The following is a 15,207-nucleotide window of genomic DNA, read 5'->3' as shown; positions in this document are numbered from 1 at the left end:
CACCATCGTCTGCGCCGGGTCTTGTCAGTGTCCGTAATGGCCCCTTCGCGAGCAGGCTCGCTCCCACCGTTGAAATGCATTTCCCTGTGGGAGCGAGCCTGCTCGCGAAAGCGTTTTCACACACGCCGAAGAAAATCGCTTGACCAAGGAGAACGCTCGTTCTACTGTTAGCCACATGAACGAATCAATCAGCAATGACACACGCGACATCATTCTGGATGTCACCGAAAAGTTGATCTACAAAAGTGGCATCGCTGCCACCAGCATGGATCTTCTGGTGAAGACCGCCGGCGTCTCCAGAAAAAGCATTTACCGTTACTTTGCCGACAAGGACGCACTGGTTGTCGCAGCGCTTCAGCGACGCGATGTTCGCTGGATGCGCTGGTTCACACATGCTGTCGAGCAGGCCGAAACCCCGGTTGATCGCCTGCTCAACCTGTTTACCGTGCTCAAGGGCTGGTTCGACTCGGAAGGCTTTCGCGGCTGCGCCTTTATCAACACCAGCGGCGAAACCGGCGATCCGCAGGATCCGGTGCGGCTGGTGGCCAAAGAACACAAACAGAAGCTGCTCGACTACGTGTGCGAGCTGTGTACCGAATATGGCGCCGAGGATCCGCAACTGCTGGCCAGACAGTTGCTGATCCTGATTGAAGGCGCCATTACCGTAGCGCTTGTGATGGGTGATCACAGTGCCGCCGATAATGCGCAATGCATGGCGCGAAAGTTATTGGGCCTGTAACTCTTAATAAGCCGGACTTGTTGTTCATACATTAAATGAATCAGGAGATTGAACATGTCGACTGCAGCCCAGGTACGTCCGCCATTGCCGCCATTCAACCATGCGTCAGCGATCGAGAAGGTGCGTCTGGCCGAGGATGGCTGGAACAGCCGTGATCCGGAGAAGGTGTCGCTCGCTTACACCCTCGATACCAAGTGGCGCAATCGCGCCGAGTTCGCCAACAACCGCGAAGAGGCCAAGGCGTTTCTGACGCGCAAATGGGCCAAGGAACTGGATTATCGCTTGATCAAAGAACTCTGGGCCTACTCCGATACGCGCATCGCCGTGCGTTACGCCTATGAATGGCACGACGATTCCGGCAACTGGTTCCGCTCGTACGGCAACGAGAACTGGGAGTTCGATGACAACGGCCTGATGTTCCAGCGCTATGCCTGTATCAACGACATGCCGATCAAGGAAAGCGAGCGCAAATTCCACTGGCCGCTGGGCCGCCGGCCGGATGATCATCCGGGGCTGAGTGAACTCGGTCTCTAAAGCCAACCCACCCCTGTGTAGGAGCTGCCGAAGGCTGCGATCTTTTGATCTTGATTTGATCGTTCCCACGCGCAGCAGCGGGGGCGCTCCGCGCCCCGGAAGATCGCAGCCTTCGGCAGCTCCTACACAGGAATGTATTCCAGACTGTAATTTACGACGGCATGCTCTGGCTCGCCGCAACACTTCGATACAGGTAACATAACCGCCCTCCCCGCAGCCCACGTTCTGCGCCTTGCCGAATAAGCCGACTCCATGCCTTTCGAACTCAGCGTTGACCTCACCACCCTGGCCATTCTGGCTGCTGTTGCTTTCCTTGCCGGTTTCATCGATGCCATCGCTGGCGGTGGCGGTCTGTTGACCACGCCAGCGCTGCTGACGGCGGGCCTGCCGCCGCATCTGGTGCTGGGCACCAACAAGCTGAGCTCGACCTTCGGTTCGGCGACCGCCAGCTTCACCTTCTACAAGCGCAAACTGTTTCACCCACGCCAGTGGACCCACGCGATTGTCGGCACTCTGGTCGGCGCGCTGACTGGCGCGGTGGTTGCGCATTACCTGCCGGCCGAGTGGCTGAACAAGATGCTGCCGGTGATCGTTTTCGCCTGCGGCCTGTATTTGCTGTTTGGTGGCACGCCGAAAGCGCCGCTGGACAGCGACGCGCCGATCAAAAAGAAATGGCAATCGACCCAAGGCTTCAGCCTCGGTTTCTACGATGGCGTGGCCGGCCCCGGCACGGGCGCATTCTGGACCGTGAGCAGTCTGCTGCTGTACCCGATCGATCTGGTCAAGGCCAGCGGCGTGGCGCGCAGCATGAACTTTGTCAGCAACATCGCGGCGCTGTCGGTGTTCATCTTCTCCGGTCAGGTCGACTGGATCATTGGCTTGTGCATGGGCCTGTCGGTGATGGTCGGAGCGTTCTTTGGCGCGCGCACCGCGATCAGCGGCGGCGCCAAATTCATTCGTCCGGTGTTCATCACCGTCGTGCTCGGGCTGACTGTGCGCTTAGCCTGGCAACACTGGTTCAGCGTGGCCTAAGCGCCGCGCCACATAGACGTCGATCAGGTAACGGGCAATCGAGCGCGATGCCGGCAACGGCGGCAGGTCATGCACGTTGAACCACTGAGCGTCCTCTATCTCGTCTTCCTGACAGACAATCTCGCCACCGGCATATTCGGCATGGAAGCCGAGCATCATCGAGTGCGGGAACGGCCAGCACTGGCTGCCGATGTACTGGATGTTCTTCACTTCAATCTGCACTTCCTCGCGAACTTCGCGAATCAGGCAATCCTCGGCCGATTCCCCCGGCTCGGCGAAGCCGGCCAGCGTGCTATAAACCCCGGTGACGAAACGCGGCGAGCGTGCCAGAAGGATTTCGTCGCCACGGGTGATCAGCACGATCATGCTCGGTGAAATGCGCGGATAACTGCGCAGCTCGCACGGCTGGCAATACATCGCTCGTTCACGCGGTACTTGCGTCATCGGCTGGCCACAGTTGCCGCAGAAGCGATGCTCTCGTGCCCAAGTGCCGATCTGTGCGGCGTAACCGAGCACTTTGTACAGCGTGTGATCGCCTTCGAGCATGAACGCCCGCAAGCCTTTCCAGCCGCAACCGGGCACATCGCTGACGCTGCGCAACTCAAGCAGATAGACCGGTTCGCCATCCAGATGACCAATCCCATGCTCGGCGAGGACTGAAAGGTCCTGGCGCTTGAGCCATTCGCGCGGGAACAGTGCGCCATTGTCATCGAACAGAAAGCCTTCCGGGCTGCGCGCTACGGCCCAGCCGCCGGGTTGATCGGTGTCGAGTACTGCAGTGGTCCAGCGAGAGGTCATGGTTAACTCAATCCAGAAATTCGGGTTTCTGTTTGCTCATGTGGGCGGCCATGGCCACGCGCAGATCGTTAGATTGCAGCATGGCGGCGTTCCAGGTGGCAACGTATTCGAGACCATCGTCGATTCGGTGGTCGCGCATGTAGCTGATCATTTCCTTGGTGCCGGTCACGGCAATCGGCGACTTCGCCGCGATGTCGCGGGCAATGCCGAACACGCCTTCGAGCAGCGTGTCCTTGTCGCTGTAGACGCGATTGACCAGGCCCATGCTGCGTGCTTCCTCGGCGCCAAAAGTGCGACCGGTGTAAGCCAGTTCACGCAGCATGCCGTCTCCGATGATTCGCGGCAACCGTTGCAGCGTACCGACGTCAGCGGCCATGCCGATGTCAATTTCCTTGATGGAGAATTGCGCGTCCTCGGCGGCATAACGCATGTCACAAGCCGAGATCAGATCGATCGCCCCGCCCAGGCAATAGCCCTGAATCGCAGCGAGTACCGGTTTGCGGCAGTTGTCGACGGCGTTGAACGAGGCTTGCAGATTAAGGATCTTGCGCCGCAACAGGCGCGCATTGCGGCCCACGTCCTTGCCCAGTTCATTGGCGACACCGGCAAGCATCATCAGGTCAATGCCGGAGGAAAAATGCTTGCCGTTACCACTGAGGACCACCACGCGGACTTCGTCGGTATCGTCGATCCTCTGGAAGATTTCGACAATCTCGCTCCAGAACGCCGCGTTCATTGCGTTGATCTTTTCCGGGCGATTGATCTGCACATGGGCGATGTTGTCGGCCAGTTCGACGCTGAAGGCGGAGTATTGAGTCATGGCAGTGATCCTTTACCGGGCTGGGAAATAAGCCCCGAACTATAACAAGGCAATGGGGCGGCGGTTCGGCCAAATGCGGGACTACGGGCGCGGCTCATTGGGGAGCTGCCGAAGGCTGCGATCTTTTGGGACGCGCAGCGTCCCGGGCTGCATTCCCACGCAGAGCGTGGGAACGATCGATTGGCTTATTTCAGCCCCAGCCTGTAAAGCGAGCCATTTTCTTCATCCGTCAGCACATAAAGATAGCCATCCGGCCCTTGGCGCACGTCACGGATACGCTGATTCAACTCACCCAGCAAACGCTCCTCATGCACGACTTTATCGCCATCGAACTGCAGGCGAATCAGTTCCTGGGTCACCAGTGCACCGATAAACGCGTTGTGCTGCCACGGCGTGAAACGATCCGCGTCGTAGAACGCCATGCCCGTAACCCCGGGGGATTTTTCCCAGACATGATGCGGCGCCACGGTGCCTTCAGCAGTTTTGCCCTTGGCCTCTGGAATCGGCTGCATCGAGTAATTGATGCCATGGGTCGCCAACGGCCAGCCGTAGTTTTTGCCGCGCTCGATGATGTTCACTTCATCGCCCCCACGTGGCCCGTGTTCGTTCTCCCACAGCGTGCCGGTCCACGGATTGAGCGCCGCGCCCTGCGGGTTGCGCAGGCCATAGGACCAGATTTCAGGCCTGACACCGGATTGGCCGACGAAAGGGTTATCGTCCGGCACTTTGCCGTCCGGGAAGATGCGTACGACTTTGCCTTGCAACTTGTCGAGATCCTGCGCAGTCGGCCGATCGTTGTTTTCACCGAGGGTGATGAACAGATACCCGTCGCGGTCGAACACCAGCCGCGAACCGAAGTGGTTGCTCACTGAGAGTTTCGGTTCCTGACGGAAGATCACGTTGAAGTCCTTCAACGTCTTCAGGTCATCGGAAAGCCGTCCGCGCCCTACCGCCGTACCAGCCTTGCCGCCCTCACCGCCGCCTTCTGCGTACGACAGGTAGACCATGCGGTCCTGCTTGAAGTCCGGCGACAGCGCCACATCAAGCAAACCGCCCTGCCCTTTGGCCCAGACTTGCGGCACGCCACTGATCGGCTCCGACAGTTTGCCGTCCTTGCTGACGACGCGCAGATGACCCGGGCGTTCAGTCACCAGCATGCCCTTCTGATCAGGCAGAAATGCCAGCGCCCACGGATGTTCCAGGCCTTGGGCAATGGTGGTGACTTCAAGAATGCCCTGTTCGCTTTTCAGCTCCTTGGGCGCGGCGGCGAATGCCGGGGCACTGATCAGCGCGGCGGCGCAGCAGGTGGCTAGTAGGGTTTTACGCAACATGCACGATTCCTTTTGTTCGTGTGAAAGGCTGACAGAACATCAGTCCTGCCGTTCAACGGTTGCTGCCGGTGCCCCGTGGGGGCGGGTTGGGAATGAAGGTTGGCGGATTGCTCGGTACCGAGCGAATTGGCTGGCCATTGCCGATGCCGCGATTTTCAACGGTCGGCTGACGTGGCACGGGAACGGTGTTCGGCCCGCGAAGGGGCGGAGCGCTGGGCTGGGTGCCCTGCATGCTGTTGGGATTGGCCCGGCGGATCGGGCTGTTGTAGGGATTGTTGCTGTTGCCGGTAGGGCTTTGCGCCAGCACGACATCGGCATGAACCAGGCCACCACTGAGGGCAAGGACGGCGATACCAAGCAGAAACCGGTTCATGGGAAATACCTCTCGATGTGCGTGGACTAGAGCCTTGGAGCCCACGCTACGCCGTGGGTTCGGATTTGTTAACCCTCGCGCCTTAAACAACATGTAACACGGCTTGACCGTACCGCTGGACGCCGCGCAATCACTGGAAACTTTCTCACCGCGCCACGGGTCACCTGATCATCACTCGGAGGACAGGTCATGGCTCGGGCAATCTGGAAAGGCGCAATCAGTTTTGGACTGGTACACATCCCCGTGGCGCTGGTTTCAGCGACGTCGTCCCAAGGCGTGGACTTCGATTGGCTCGACAGCCGCAGCATGGACCCGGTGGGCTATAAACGCATCAACAAGGTCACCGGCAAGGAAGTCACCAAAGAGAACATCGTCAAAGGCGTGGCCTACGAAAAGGGCCGATATGTGGTGCTCAGCGAGGAAGAAATCCGCTCGGCGCACCCGGTTTCCACGCAGACCATCGACATTTTCTCTTTCGTCGACGCCGAGCAGATTCCGCTGCAGAACATCGATACGCCCTACTATTTGGCGCCAGACAAGCGCGGCGGCAAGGTCTACGCGTTGCTGCGCGAAACACTGAGCAAAACTAACAAGGTCGCCCTCGCCCGCGTTGTCCTGCATACCCGTCAATACTTGGCCGCGTTGATGCCGCTGGAGTCGGCGCTGGTTCTGGTGAAACTGCGCTGGCCGCAGGAAGTGCGCAGCCTTGATGAACTGGCGCTGGGCAGCGAAGTGACCAAGCCGCAACTGGCCAAGGGCGAGCTGGACATGGCCAAACGTCTGGTTGAAGACATGACCTCGGAGTGGTCGCCTGAGGACTACAAGGACGAGTTCGAAGACAAGATCATGGCGCTGGTCGAGAAGAAAGCCCACGAAGGCAAGATCGAGGACGTCGAGACCGCCACTGGCGAGGAAGAACGCAAGACTGCCGATGTTATCGACTTGACCGAACTGCTTAAACGCAGCCTCGGTGGCAAGGCACCGGCCAAGCCCAAGGCCAAATCAACCAGTAAGGCGGCGCCGGCGAAGAAGGCTCGGAAGGCGTCTGGGGAGTAAGCGTTGGGCCAGCTAGAGGTATGTTGGAAGTGAAACCGCCTTCGCGAGCAGGCTCGCTCCCACAGGGGTACGCATTCCAAATTGTGGGAGCGAGCTTGCTCGCGAAGAGGCGGTACTGACTCCGGAAATCTTCAGATCAGAACAAAGACCGCCAGCAACGCGGCAAAAATCGCCCATTTCTCCAGGTAATACCGCGTACGGTTGCGCTTCTTCAGCTCTTTGCCGCGCAAACGAATCTTGTAGATTTTGGTAAACAAGCGGTTGATGCCACCAGTCTTGTCCCCCGCATCATTCGGCGCGCCTGCCGCTGACATCACGGTGCGGCTGAACCAGCGGTTGAACGCGGCGGCCCAGCGGTATTTCAGCGGCCGCTCAATGTCACAGAACAGAATGATGCGATTCTGGTCCGTGGTGTTTTCGGCGTAATGAATAAACGTCTCGTCGAACATCACCGCTTCGCCATCGCGCCAGTGATAGTTCTCACCGTCGACGTTGATGTAGCAGCCCGGATCATTCGGCGTATCCAGGCCCAGGTGATAACGGTAGGAACCCGCGTACGGATCGCGGTGGCGCACCAGTTTCGAGCCCGGTGGCAGCTCGGCAAACATCGCCGCTTTGATCGAGCCGATGCTCTGCACCAGTTCGGTGGTGCGTGGGCACAGCTTTATCGCCGATGGATGGCTGTCGCCGTACCACTTGAGGTAGAAGCGCTTCCAGCCGGTCTTGAAGAAAGAATTGAAGCCGACATCGTCATACTGATTCGAGCGCTTGATCTCGCCGGCACGCAGCAGATTCTGGCCTTCCTCGCGAATCTCTTCCCAGTGCACCTGCAACGGGCTCAGATCGGGAAAGTCTGCCGGGTTCAGATACGGCTTGTTCGGCATCCTGGAAAACAGATAGAGGAAGCAGTTGATCGGCGCGAGGAACGTCGAGTGGTCACTCAATTGCCGCCCAAGTTTGTGGCGCACGCGTCCACGCAAGTGAACGTAAGCAATGGAGATGACATAAACAGCGGCAATGATGAGTTTCACGGAAAAGGGTCACACGTCAAAAGTGAACAAACTGCGCGCGTGGCGACCTGAGGCCCAGCGTCTTATGCAGCGGTCTTGATGCACAGGGCGCGTCCTTGGCCCGCGCCGTTTCCGGGCGCTCGGTGAAAGGGTGGCATTTTAGCCACAGTTCGTAACCGATAGTGAACCCTCAACTGTGAAAAACTGTCTTGCGCGTTTGCGTGTGAAGCTCTAGCCCACTTGAACCTATACAAACGCCCGTTGCTCATTTCGATGGAACCACGCTTGGCACGCGCTCCTCTATCGCTTACCAATAACGGAGGAACCCCCATGATCGCCCCAGAAACCGGTATGAAACCAGGTCAGCGCTATCGAATTGAAAGCGTCGAGCGCGCGCCGCAATTCTCTGGCTTTTTTCTCGATGGAAAGTATTACCTGGGACCTGAGTTGCAGACCGCCATCGGCTGGCTTGAAGGGCAAATATTCTTCTACGACCAGCTCGACCCGACCGGTGAGCCGGTTTATCCGGGCAGAATTGCCGGCACGATAGAAGGGCTGACGCTTGTAATGCCGGACGGCTTACGGCTGGAGATCGAAGAAGCGCCTTATCTGGCGGAACCTGCTGCGCCAGTGCGCGCTTCCGTCGCCGGGCGCATCGAGCGTATCTCGCGGCAGCCAATTCGCCCTTCACCGTTTCTGGTGGCCGGGGCTGCGATGCTGGTAGGGGTTTGCCTGCTGACGATCTCGCGCATCAGAAATCGCTGAAGGCCACCGCGCGAGCAGTGGCCCAACTATCGGTCACTGCTCGCGGGTTACCGTCAGTGCGACCACGGCGATTCGCTCGGCGCGCTCGTATTCCGGCTTGAGCAGTTCCTCACTGAACACATCCGGATCGAGTTCGCGATAAGTCCAGCCGAAACGTTCGCCCTTGAGCAGAGGTGCCACGGCCTCGCGGAACGGATCCTGCCCGGCGACGATCGCCACGCCGGTGTACACCAGCAACGTGCCGCCGACTTCCAGACGCGGCAACGCCTCACGGACGATCCGCACCGACAAACCCTCACCCAGCGCCCCGCCGCCGTGGCGATAGGCGCGCTGTTGTTCGTCGTTCATGTACGGCGGATTGGCGATGATCAGATCGAACTGCCCTTCGACACTGGCGAGCAGATCGCTGTGATACACCGACACATTGTTTGCGCCCGCCAGCTCGGCGTTGACCGCACTCATGCGCAGCGCCCGCGGATTGATGTCGACCGCCAGCACGTCGGCATCAGGACGTGCCTTGGCCATGACCACCGCGCCGGCGCCGCTTCCGCAGCCGATGTCCACCGCGCGTCTGATCGGCGAAAAGCGTTGTTGCAATTGCGCTTCGATGGCCTGGGCGAAGCGATAAGTGTCGGGGCCGAAGAACACCGCATCACTCGCCGTCGTCGGGAACGCCGAATGGGCGAACAACCGGTCATTCAGGGTCGACCAGCGCACATGGCTGCGCCACACGGCGCCATCGCGTTCGACTACGCCGGCCTGCTCCAGCGTGGCCAGTTCCTCTGCGCGAAATAGCTCTGAAGGAAACGGCATCGACCAACCAAACACATCGCGCAGATCCTTGGCCAAAGGCGTGGCAAAGCGCTGCAGAAATCGTTCGTGAGTCAATGGCGTTGGAGTAATGAAGTGATAACCACTGTCGAGCAGGCGCTTGCCCAACTCGAACAGGGCTCTATCGGATGTTTCTTGTGCCGACATGAAGCCTCCTTGTTTCAACGCAAGCGGGCGCGCAGTTGGATGAAGCGACGCGTCGCGAAAAGCCCGGCCGGGCGCCAGTGTCGCTGCGGTTGCAGCCAAGGCATCAACAACGCCATTTGCTCGGCGGCAGGTTTGTCGGCCAGTGCCGCTTCCAGATTGAGCAGATCGGCATCATCGTCAAAGGTTTCCTCTACCGCAGCTTCGCGGCGCACATAAGGCCGAGGCCGCGAGGCCGGGCAATCCTGAGTGATCCAGTCGCGCAGCAGCTGTTTTTCATAGCCGTTGAACACACCGAACATCGCCGCATCGCTGCCGTCGATCAACCGCCAGAAGCGACTTTCTTCCACCGCCTCGCCGCGCTTGATCCAGCTCTTGCGCTCCAGCGCCGAAAGAAACTCGCCCATTTGCCCCGGCGTGGCCAGCCATTGATTGATGGTGCGGTTTTCGATGCGGCAGTAATCGGAATGCATGTGCCGACCGAACACCGCTTTGCGCTCAAGCATGGCGATCACTTCGCGGTCCAGATCGAACTCTTTGATCACTGCGGTGGTGCCCTTGCCGACATCATTCAGGCGATAACCGATCGCCATGCGCCGATAGAACTCGTCGCGCTCTTCACCCAGCGGCATCAGCTCGAGCATCGATTGCACGGCTTTGCGTGCATGACCCGTGCTGGCGTTGTCGATGGTCACATGTAAGCGGAAATAATGCGGATCGATGCCCAGCTCTGCCAGCTCATACGCAGTGATCAACAAGTGCAGCGGCAGTTGTTCGTAGCCCAGATTGAAGCCGATGACTTCCGGCAGAAACTGCCCGCCGAAGCGCCCCAGTGCCAACTGCACCGCGCCCTGCAAAAAGTACTCGTCAGCAAGACCGCTCAGATCGGAGCAATCATGCTCGGCGAGCAGTTTGCGATAGATCACCACATGGTTCTGCCGAGGCACGCCCTCGCCCAACTCTTCAAGGTAGGTGTCGAGCAAGTCATCGAAACGAGGATCCTGCCACTGCGGCAACAGCCCGGCCAGCCAAGCGCCATCGACCTCTTTGGTCGGTGCCACATGCAGAATGAAGTACAACGCGTGGGATTTGTTGCGGAAATAGCGGCGTGGCCCGCCCTGCTGGCGTTGTTCAAGGTATTCAGCGTATTCGGCAGCCACGCTGGCGCAACGGCTTTCGGACCATTGCAACAACTCTTCGGCGGTAGCCGGCAAATCGTCAGGCAGCGCAGCCGCCTTGCTCAATTGCCGGCGCAAAAAGTCCAGTGCCGCGCGATCAACCGTGGAGTCTTCCGCCAGCAATCGGTCATAGAGCCGGCGCTCGGTATCCGCCGGCATGGATGTTTTACCCGAAGACTTCCTGGTCGGGATTTCGATCAGCGACATGACTCATTCCCCTGCGTTATTGGCATTGCCTATAAACGAAAGAGTGATTGGCGCTGAAAAAAATTCCTTTTTTGTGCGGGGCGATGCGCTCAGTGGTGTGCGCCGGTTGGCTAACCCAAAGCCGTGTCGAGAAACATCATCACGCCGAAGCCGAGCATCAGCCCGAGCGTGGCCGGTGTTTCGTGGCCGTTGCGGTGAGTTTCCGGAATGACCTCGTGGGACACCACGAAAATCATCGCGCCGGCGGCCAGGCCCATCGCCACCGGGAAGCCCAACGCGAAGCTGTTGGTGATGCCCAAACCGATGATCGCGCCCAACGGCTCCATCAATCCTGAAGCGGCGGCAATCAACGCTGCACGCACTGCGGAAATGCCGGTCACGCGCAGCGCCAACGCCACAGCCAGTCCTTCTGGAATGTCCTGAATGGCGATCGCAGTGGTCAGCGGCAAGCCGATTTTCATGTCGCCGGTGGCGAAGCTGACGCCGATCGCCATGCCTTCCGGCAGGTTGTGCAGGGTGATCGCCAGCACGAACAGCCAGACTCGATTGAAGCGCTTGGCTTCAGGCCCGCGCCGGCCGCTTTTTTCATGTTCGTGGGGAACGAAGCGGTCGAGGCCGACCATCAACGCCACGCCCAAGGCCATGCCGGCCACAACGACGGCAGCGGCGAGCATGGGACTGCTCACCGCCTCCTTCGCCGCCGCAATGCCCGGCAGGATCAATGAAAAGGAACTGGCTGCCAGCATCATCCCCGCCGCAAAACCAAGCATGGTGTCCTGGGTTCGCGAAGTAATCGCCCGCAACGCCAGGGCCAATAACGCACCGACTGCCGTGGCGGCAAAACCCGACAGCCCGCCAAGTGTGGCGAGGCGCAAGGTGTCGCGGCCCGTACTGACCAAACCGGTGTAGCCACTGATCAACAGCAACACGGTGACGCCGACCAGGGTCAGCCAGAAAATGCGCCCTCCCCAGCCCGTACGCGACAGGCTGACGAACCATGCGCGTACGGGAGCTGCGAATGAAGAAGACGGTAGCGCCATGAAAACTCCTCGGTTTCAGGTGGCCGGTGCGAACGGCGTGGTTTCATCCAACTGCGCCAGCGGAACATCGCTGCCACCCGGGGTCAGAATCACCTTGCGGCATTCTTCCTGCTTTTTATTGAAGATCTTGTAACCCTCGGCAGCCTGCTCCAGCGACAGCCTGTGAGTGATGATCGCCTCAGGCTGCAACTTGCCGGTTTCGATGTAGCCAAGCAGTTCCGGCAGAAAGCGCTGCACATGAGTCTGGCCCATTTTGAAGGTCAGGCCCTTGTCGAAAGCATCGCCGAACATAAAACCGTGGATGAACCCGGCATATACGCCCGGAACGCTGACCACGCCGCCACGGCGTACAGCGGCGATGCACTGGCGCAAGGCCTTGCCGCTGCTGCCTTCAAGCTTGAGTGTAGCCATGACCGTTTCGGTGGTGCTGCCCTTGGCTTCAAGGCCGACGGCATCGACCACGGCATCGACGCCGCGATGGCCGGGAGTCTGGCCGGTAATGGTGTCGGCCGGGTCATCGTCTTCATCGAAGTTGATCGGAATCACGCCGTAGGTGCGCTGGGCATAATCGAGGCGGTACTGATGGTGATCAACCATGAAGATCAGCTCAGCACCGAGCATTCTCGCGCAGGCTGCGGTGAGCAAACCGACCGGCCCGGCGCCGTAGATGGCCAGACTCGAACCCTGTTTTACCCCGGCGTTGATCACCGCTTGCCAGGCAGTTGGCAGGATGTCGGAGAGAAACAGCACTTTCTCGTCCGAGAGCGTGCCCGGCACCTTAAACGGCCCGGTATTGGCTTTTGGTACGCGCACCAGTTCCGCCTGGCCACCGGGAACTCCGCCATACAGACGGCTGTAGCCAAACAGCGCTGCTGGCGGCGGAATCATTTTCTTGTTCAGCGCCGCGCCGGGACCTTCATTGGTGGTCTCGCAGGCGGCGTAAAGCTCTTGCTGACAGAAGAAGCAATCGCCGCAGGCGATCACGAACGGAATCACCACACGGTCGCCGCGCTGCACGGCCGTGACGGCTGGGCCGGTTTCTTCGACGATGCCCATGAACTCATGGCCAAAGATATCGCCGTGCTCGACGGTGGGTATTTTGCCGCGGTACAGGTGCAGGTCCGATCCGCAGATGGCGGTAGCGGTGACGCGCAGGATGATGTCGTCGGCGGCTTCAAGTTTCGGGTCCGGTACGGTTTCGACGCGCACGTCATGGGCGCCGTGATAGGTCATTGCTCGCATGGCTTGGTCCTCACTCGTTTGAACGAAAATGGCTACTGCTCCACTTTCCGAAGTGAAAATGGCCGAGTGAGTTCATTCGGGTTTTCGAGATTTTGATCAGCGGATATCGGTGACTTCTCGGACGAGCCGATGCGTACGCCCGTTTGCCTGCCATATAACTGCCGTCTGAGTTATGCGACAATGCGCGCCAATGTCCAACAAGAACCCCGTACTCGTCGCTCAGCAGCTTGCCTTCAACGGCCCCAGTTGCGGACGGCTTATGCGCGTTGGCTCAACTCAAGCACAGACTGGGGGGAGCTGGAAAAGCTCCAGATTGGTATTCAAGTCCGGTACCAGGCTCCACAGACCAGCTCTAACCCATTGATAGGTAAGGTAATTGATCTCCACAGCTAACATCACGATGCAGTTTGGCGCCAAGCCGCTGTTCGAAAACGTTTCGGTCAAATTCGGCGCAGGCAATCGCTACGGCCTGATCGGTGCCAACGGTTGCGGCAAGTCGACCTTCATGAAAATCCTCGGCGGCGATCTCGATCCGTCCGGTGGCCAGGTCATGCTCGAGCCGAACGTGCGTCTGGGTAAGCTGCGCCAGGATCAGTTCGCCTACGAAGAATTTACCGTGATCGACACCGTGATCATGGGTCACGAAGAGCTGTGGAAGGTCAAAGCCGAGCGTGATCGCATCTACTCGCTGGCTGAAATGTCCGAAGAAGACGGCATGGCCGTTGCCGAGCTGGAAACCGAGTTCGCCGAGATGGACGGCTACACCGCCGAATCCCGCGCCGGCGAATTGTTGCTGGGTCTGGGCATTCCGCTGGAACAGCATTTCGGCCCGATGAGCGAAGTCTCGCCAGGCTGGAAGCTGCGCGTGTTGCTGGCGCAGGCACTGTTCTCCGATCCGGAAGTGCTGTTGCTCGACGAACCGACCAACCACCTGGACATCAACACCATTCGCTGGCTGGAAAACATCCTGACCCAGCGTAACAGCCTGATGATCATCATCTCCCACGACCGTCACTTCCTGAACAGCGTGTGCACGCACATGGCTGACCTGGATTACGGCGAGCTGCGTCTGTTCCCGGGCAACTACGACGAGTACATGACCGTGGCGACCCAGTCCCGCGAGCAACTGCTGTCGGACAACGCCAAGAAGAAAGCGCAGATTTCCGAGCTGCAATCGTTCGTCAGCCGCTTCTCGGCCAACGCCTCGAAAGCCAAGCAGGCCACCTCCCGCGCCAAGGCGATCGACAAGATCCAGCTGGCCGAGGTCAAGCCTTCCAGCCGGGTCAGCCCGTTCATTCGTTTCGAACAGAACAAGAAGCTGCACCGTCAGGCGGTCATGGTCGAGAAAATGGCCAAGGGTTTCGACGGCAAGCCACTGTTCAAGGACTTCAGCTTCCAGGTTGAAGCCGGCGAGCGCGTTGCGATCATCGGCCCGAACGGTATCGGCAAGACCACCCTGCTGCGCACCCTGGTCAATGAACTGACCCCGGACGCCGGTAGTGTGAAATGGACCGACGCCGCTGAACTGGGTTACTACGCTCAGGACCACGCTCACGACTTCGAAGACGACGTCACCCTGTTCGACTGGATGGGTCAGTGGACCCAGGGCGAACAGATGATTCGCGGTACTTTGGGCCGGATGCTGTTCTCCAACGACGAGATCCTCAAGTCGGTCAAGGTCATCTCCGGTGGTGAGCAAGGCCGCATGCTGTTCGGCAAGCTGATCCTGCAAAAGCCGAACGTGCTGATCATGGACGAACCGACCAACCACTTGGACATGGAATCGATCGAGGCGCTGAACCTGGCGCTGGAAAACTATCCGGGCACGCTGATTTTCGTCAGCCACGACCGTGAGTTCGTATCGTCCCTGGCCACGCGCATCATCGAGCTGAGCCCGAACGGCGTGACCGACTTCAGCGGCACTTATGACGACTACCTGCGTAGCCAGGGCGTCGTTTTCTAAGAGCAGCTGCGAGTTTCTAGCTGCAAGCTGCAAGTTGAAAGCCCTGTCGATGTGACGGGGCTTTTTGCATTTGGCGTTTGGGAATTGTGGGTGCGCAGATATTCGCGAGCAGGCTCGCTCCCACATTGATCGTTCCCACGCTTC

Annotated in this window: 15 protein-coding genes; 6 read left to right on the top strand and 9 right to left on the bottom strand. The window is 59.3% G+C overall.

The features are described from left to right. The first annotated feature begins 175 nt into the window (after nt 1-175). The 3 genes from OQK_RS24295 to OQK_RS24285 all read left to right on the top strand — a co-directional run bounded on the left by OQK_RS24295 (nt 176) and on the right by OQK_RS24285 (nt 2,305). Complete coding sequence (locus OQK_RS24295) at nt 176-739, top strand: TetR/AcrR family transcriptional regulator (protein ID WP_016774708.1); 564 nt, start codon at nt 176-178, stop codon at nt 737-739. A gap of 54 nt (nt 740-793) precedes the next feature. Continuing rightward, nucleotides 794-1,273: a nuclear transport factor 2 family protein gene (locus OQK_RS24290; protein WP_016774707.1), complete on the top strand. Its 480-nt coding sequence runs from the start codon at nt 794-796 to the stop codon at nt 1,271-1,273. Between the two features lie 252 nt (nt 1,274-1,525). Then, nucleotides 1,526-2,305, top strand: a complete 780-nt coding sequence (locus OQK_RS24285; protein WP_016774706.1) for a TSUP family transporter — start codon at nt 1,526-1,528, stop codon at nt 2,303-2,305. Here the strand turns inward: OQK_RS24285 and nudC are convergent. From nudC to OQK_RS24265, 4 genes are all read right to left on the bottom strand, one after another. Beyond that, nucleotides 2,273-3,103 carry an NAD(+) diphosphatase gene (gene nudC / locus OQK_RS24280; RefSeq protein ID WP_016774705.1) on the bottom strand — a complete coding sequence of 277 codons (831 nt, stop codon included), beginning with the start codon at nt 3,101-3,103 and terminating at the stop codon, nt 2,273-2,275. The two genes, OQK_RS24285 and nudC, sit on opposite strands and share 33 nt — an antisense overlap. Nucleotides 3,104-3,110: 7 nt before the next feature. Continuing rightward, complete coding sequence (locus tag OQK_RS24275) at nt 3,111-3,923, bottom strand: crotonase/enoyl-CoA hydratase family protein (protein ID WP_016774704.1); 813 nt, start codon at nt 3,921-3,923, stop codon at nt 3,111-3,113. 185 nt (nt 3,924-4,108) lie between these two features. Continuing rightward, nucleotides 4,109-5,254 carry a PQQ-dependent sugar dehydrogenase gene (locus tag OQK_RS24270; RefSeq protein WP_016774703.1) on the bottom strand — a complete coding sequence of 382 codons (1,146 nt, stop codon included), beginning with the start codon at nt 5,252-5,254 and terminating at the stop codon, nt 4,109-4,111. 52 nt (nt 5,255-5,306) lie between these two features. Next, nucleotides 5,307-5,627, bottom strand: coding sequence for a hypothetical protein (locus OQK_RS24265; RefSeq protein ID WP_016774702.1), 321 nt, complete (start codon nt 5,625-5,627; stop codon nt 5,307-5,309). 189 nt (nt 5,628-5,816) lie between these two features. Here OQK_RS24265 and ku point away from each other — a divergent pair, with 189 nt between their 5' ends. Then, entirely contained in the window at nt 5,817-6,683 is an 867-nt protein-coding gene (gene ku, locus OQK_RS24260) for a non-homologous end joining protein Ku (protein ID WP_016774700.1), read from the top strand. 131 nt (nt 6,684-6,814) lie between these two features. Here the strand turns inward: ku and lpxO are convergent, their stop codons facing one another. Beyond that, on the bottom strand, nt 6,815-7,714 hold the full coding sequence (gene lpxO / locus OQK_RS24255; protein WP_016774699.1) for a lipid A hydroxylase LpxO: 900 nt from the start codon (nt 7,712-7,714) through the stop codon (nt 6,815-6,817). 309 nt (nt 7,715-8,023) lie between these two features. On the opposite strand from lpxO, the gene OQK_RS24250 reads away from it, so the two are divergent. Continuing rightward, nucleotides 8,024-8,458, top strand: coding sequence for a hypothetical protein (locus OQK_RS24250; protein ID WP_016774698.1), 435 nt, complete (start codon nt 8,024-8,026; stop codon nt 8,456-8,458). Nucleotides 8,459-8,491: 33 nt separating this feature from the next. On the opposite strand, the gene OQK_RS24245 is transcribed toward OQK_RS24250, so the two are convergent. The 4 genes from OQK_RS24245 to OQK_RS24230 all read right to left on the bottom strand — a co-directional run bounded on the left by OQK_RS24245 (nt 8,492) and on the right by OQK_RS24230 (nt 13,100). Beyond that, entirely contained in the window at nt 8,492-9,436 is a 945-nt protein-coding gene (locus OQK_RS24245) for a methyltransferase (protein WP_016774697.1), read from the bottom strand. Nucleotides 9,437-9,450: 14 nt separating this feature from the next. Then, the gene (locus tag OQK_RS24240; protein WP_016774696.1) at nt 9,451-10,770 is read right to left on the bottom strand and encodes an iron-containing redox enzyme family protein; all 1,320 of its coding nucleotides are present in this window, start codon (nt 10,768-10,770) and stop codon (nt 9,451-9,453) included. A gap of 158 nt (nt 10,771-10,928) precedes the next feature. Then, nucleotides 10,929-11,858, bottom strand: a complete 930-nt coding sequence (locus tag OQK_RS24235) for a ZIP family metal transporter (RefSeq protein ID WP_016774695.1) — start codon at nt 11,856-11,858, stop codon at nt 10,929-10,931. A gap of 15 nt (nt 11,859-11,873) precedes the next feature. Beyond that, entirely contained in the window at nt 11,874-13,100 is a 1,227-nt protein-coding gene (locus tag OQK_RS24230; RefSeq protein ID WP_038861680.1) for a zinc-dependent alcohol dehydrogenase, read from the bottom strand. Between the two features lie 376 nt (nt 13,101-13,476). On the opposite strand from OQK_RS24230, the gene OQK_RS24225 reads away from it, so the two are divergent. After that, complete coding sequence (locus OQK_RS24225; protein WP_016774693.1) at nt 13,477-15,063, top strand: ABC-F family ATPase; 1,587 nt, start codon at nt 13,477-13,479, stop codon at nt 15,061-15,063. Nucleotides 15,064-15,207 lie beyond the last annotated feature (144 nt).

It is taken from the genome of Pseudomonas sp. R62, assembly GCF_000257605.1.
Taxonomy (GTDB): domain Bacteria; phylum Pseudomonadota; class Gammaproteobacteria; order Pseudomonadales; family Pseudomonadaceae; genus Aquipseudomonas; species Aquipseudomonas atacamensis.
This window is presented reverse-complemented; position numbering and strand designations above follow the sequence as displayed.

Bases quoted from the DNA above. Each gene is read 5' to 3' on its own strand.
- OQK_RS24295 (WP_016774708.1), top strand. From the start codon at position 176: ATGAACGAATCAATCAGCAATGACACACGCGACATCATTCTGGATGTC.
- OQK_RS24290 (WP_016774707.1), top strand. From the start codon at position 794: ATGTCGACTGCAGCCCAGGTACGTCCGCCATTGCCGCCATTCAACCAT.
- OQK_RS24245 (WP_016774697.1), bottom strand. From the start codon at position 9,436: ATGTCGGCACAAGAAACATCCGATAGAGCCCTGTTCGAGTTGGGCAAG.
- OQK_RS24240 (WP_016774696.1), bottom strand. From the start codon at position 10,770: ATGCCGGCGGATACCGAGCGCCGGCTCTATGACCGATTGCTGGCGGAA.
- OQK_RS24270 (WP_016774703.1), bottom strand. From the start codon at position 5,254: ATGTTGCGTAAAACCCTACTAGCCACCTGCTGCGCCGCCGCGCTGATC.
- OQK_RS24275 (WP_016774704.1), bottom strand. From the start codon at position 3,923: ATGACTCAATACTCCGCCTTCAGCGTCGAACTGGCCGACAACATCGCC.
- OQK_RS24250 (WP_016774698.1), top strand. From the start codon at position 8,024: ATGATCGCCCCAGAAACCGGTATGAAACCAGGTCAGCGCTATCGAATT.
- OQK_RS24265 (WP_016774702.1), bottom strand. From the start codon at position 5,627: ATGAACCGGTTTCTGCTTGGTATCGCCGTCCTTGCCCTCAGTGGTGGC.
- OQK_RS24235 (WP_016774695.1), bottom strand. From the start codon at position 11,858: ATGGCGCTACCGTCTTCTTCATTCGCAGCTCCCGTACGCGCATGGTTC.
- OQK_RS24285 (WP_016774706.1), top strand. From the start codon at position 1,526: ATGCCTTTCGAACTCAGCGTTGACCTCACCACCCTGGCCATTCTGGCT.
- ku (WP_016774700.1), top strand. From the start codon at position 5,817: ATGGCTCGGGCAATCTGGAAAGGCGCAATCAGTTTTGGACTGGTACAC.
- nudC (WP_016774705.1), bottom strand. From the start codon at position 3,103: ATGACCTCTCGCTGGACCACTGCAGTACTCGACACCGATCAACCCGGC.
- OQK_RS24230 (WP_038861680.1), bottom strand. From the start codon at position 13,100: ATGCGAGCAATGACCTATCACGGCGCCCATGACGTGCGCGTCGAAACC.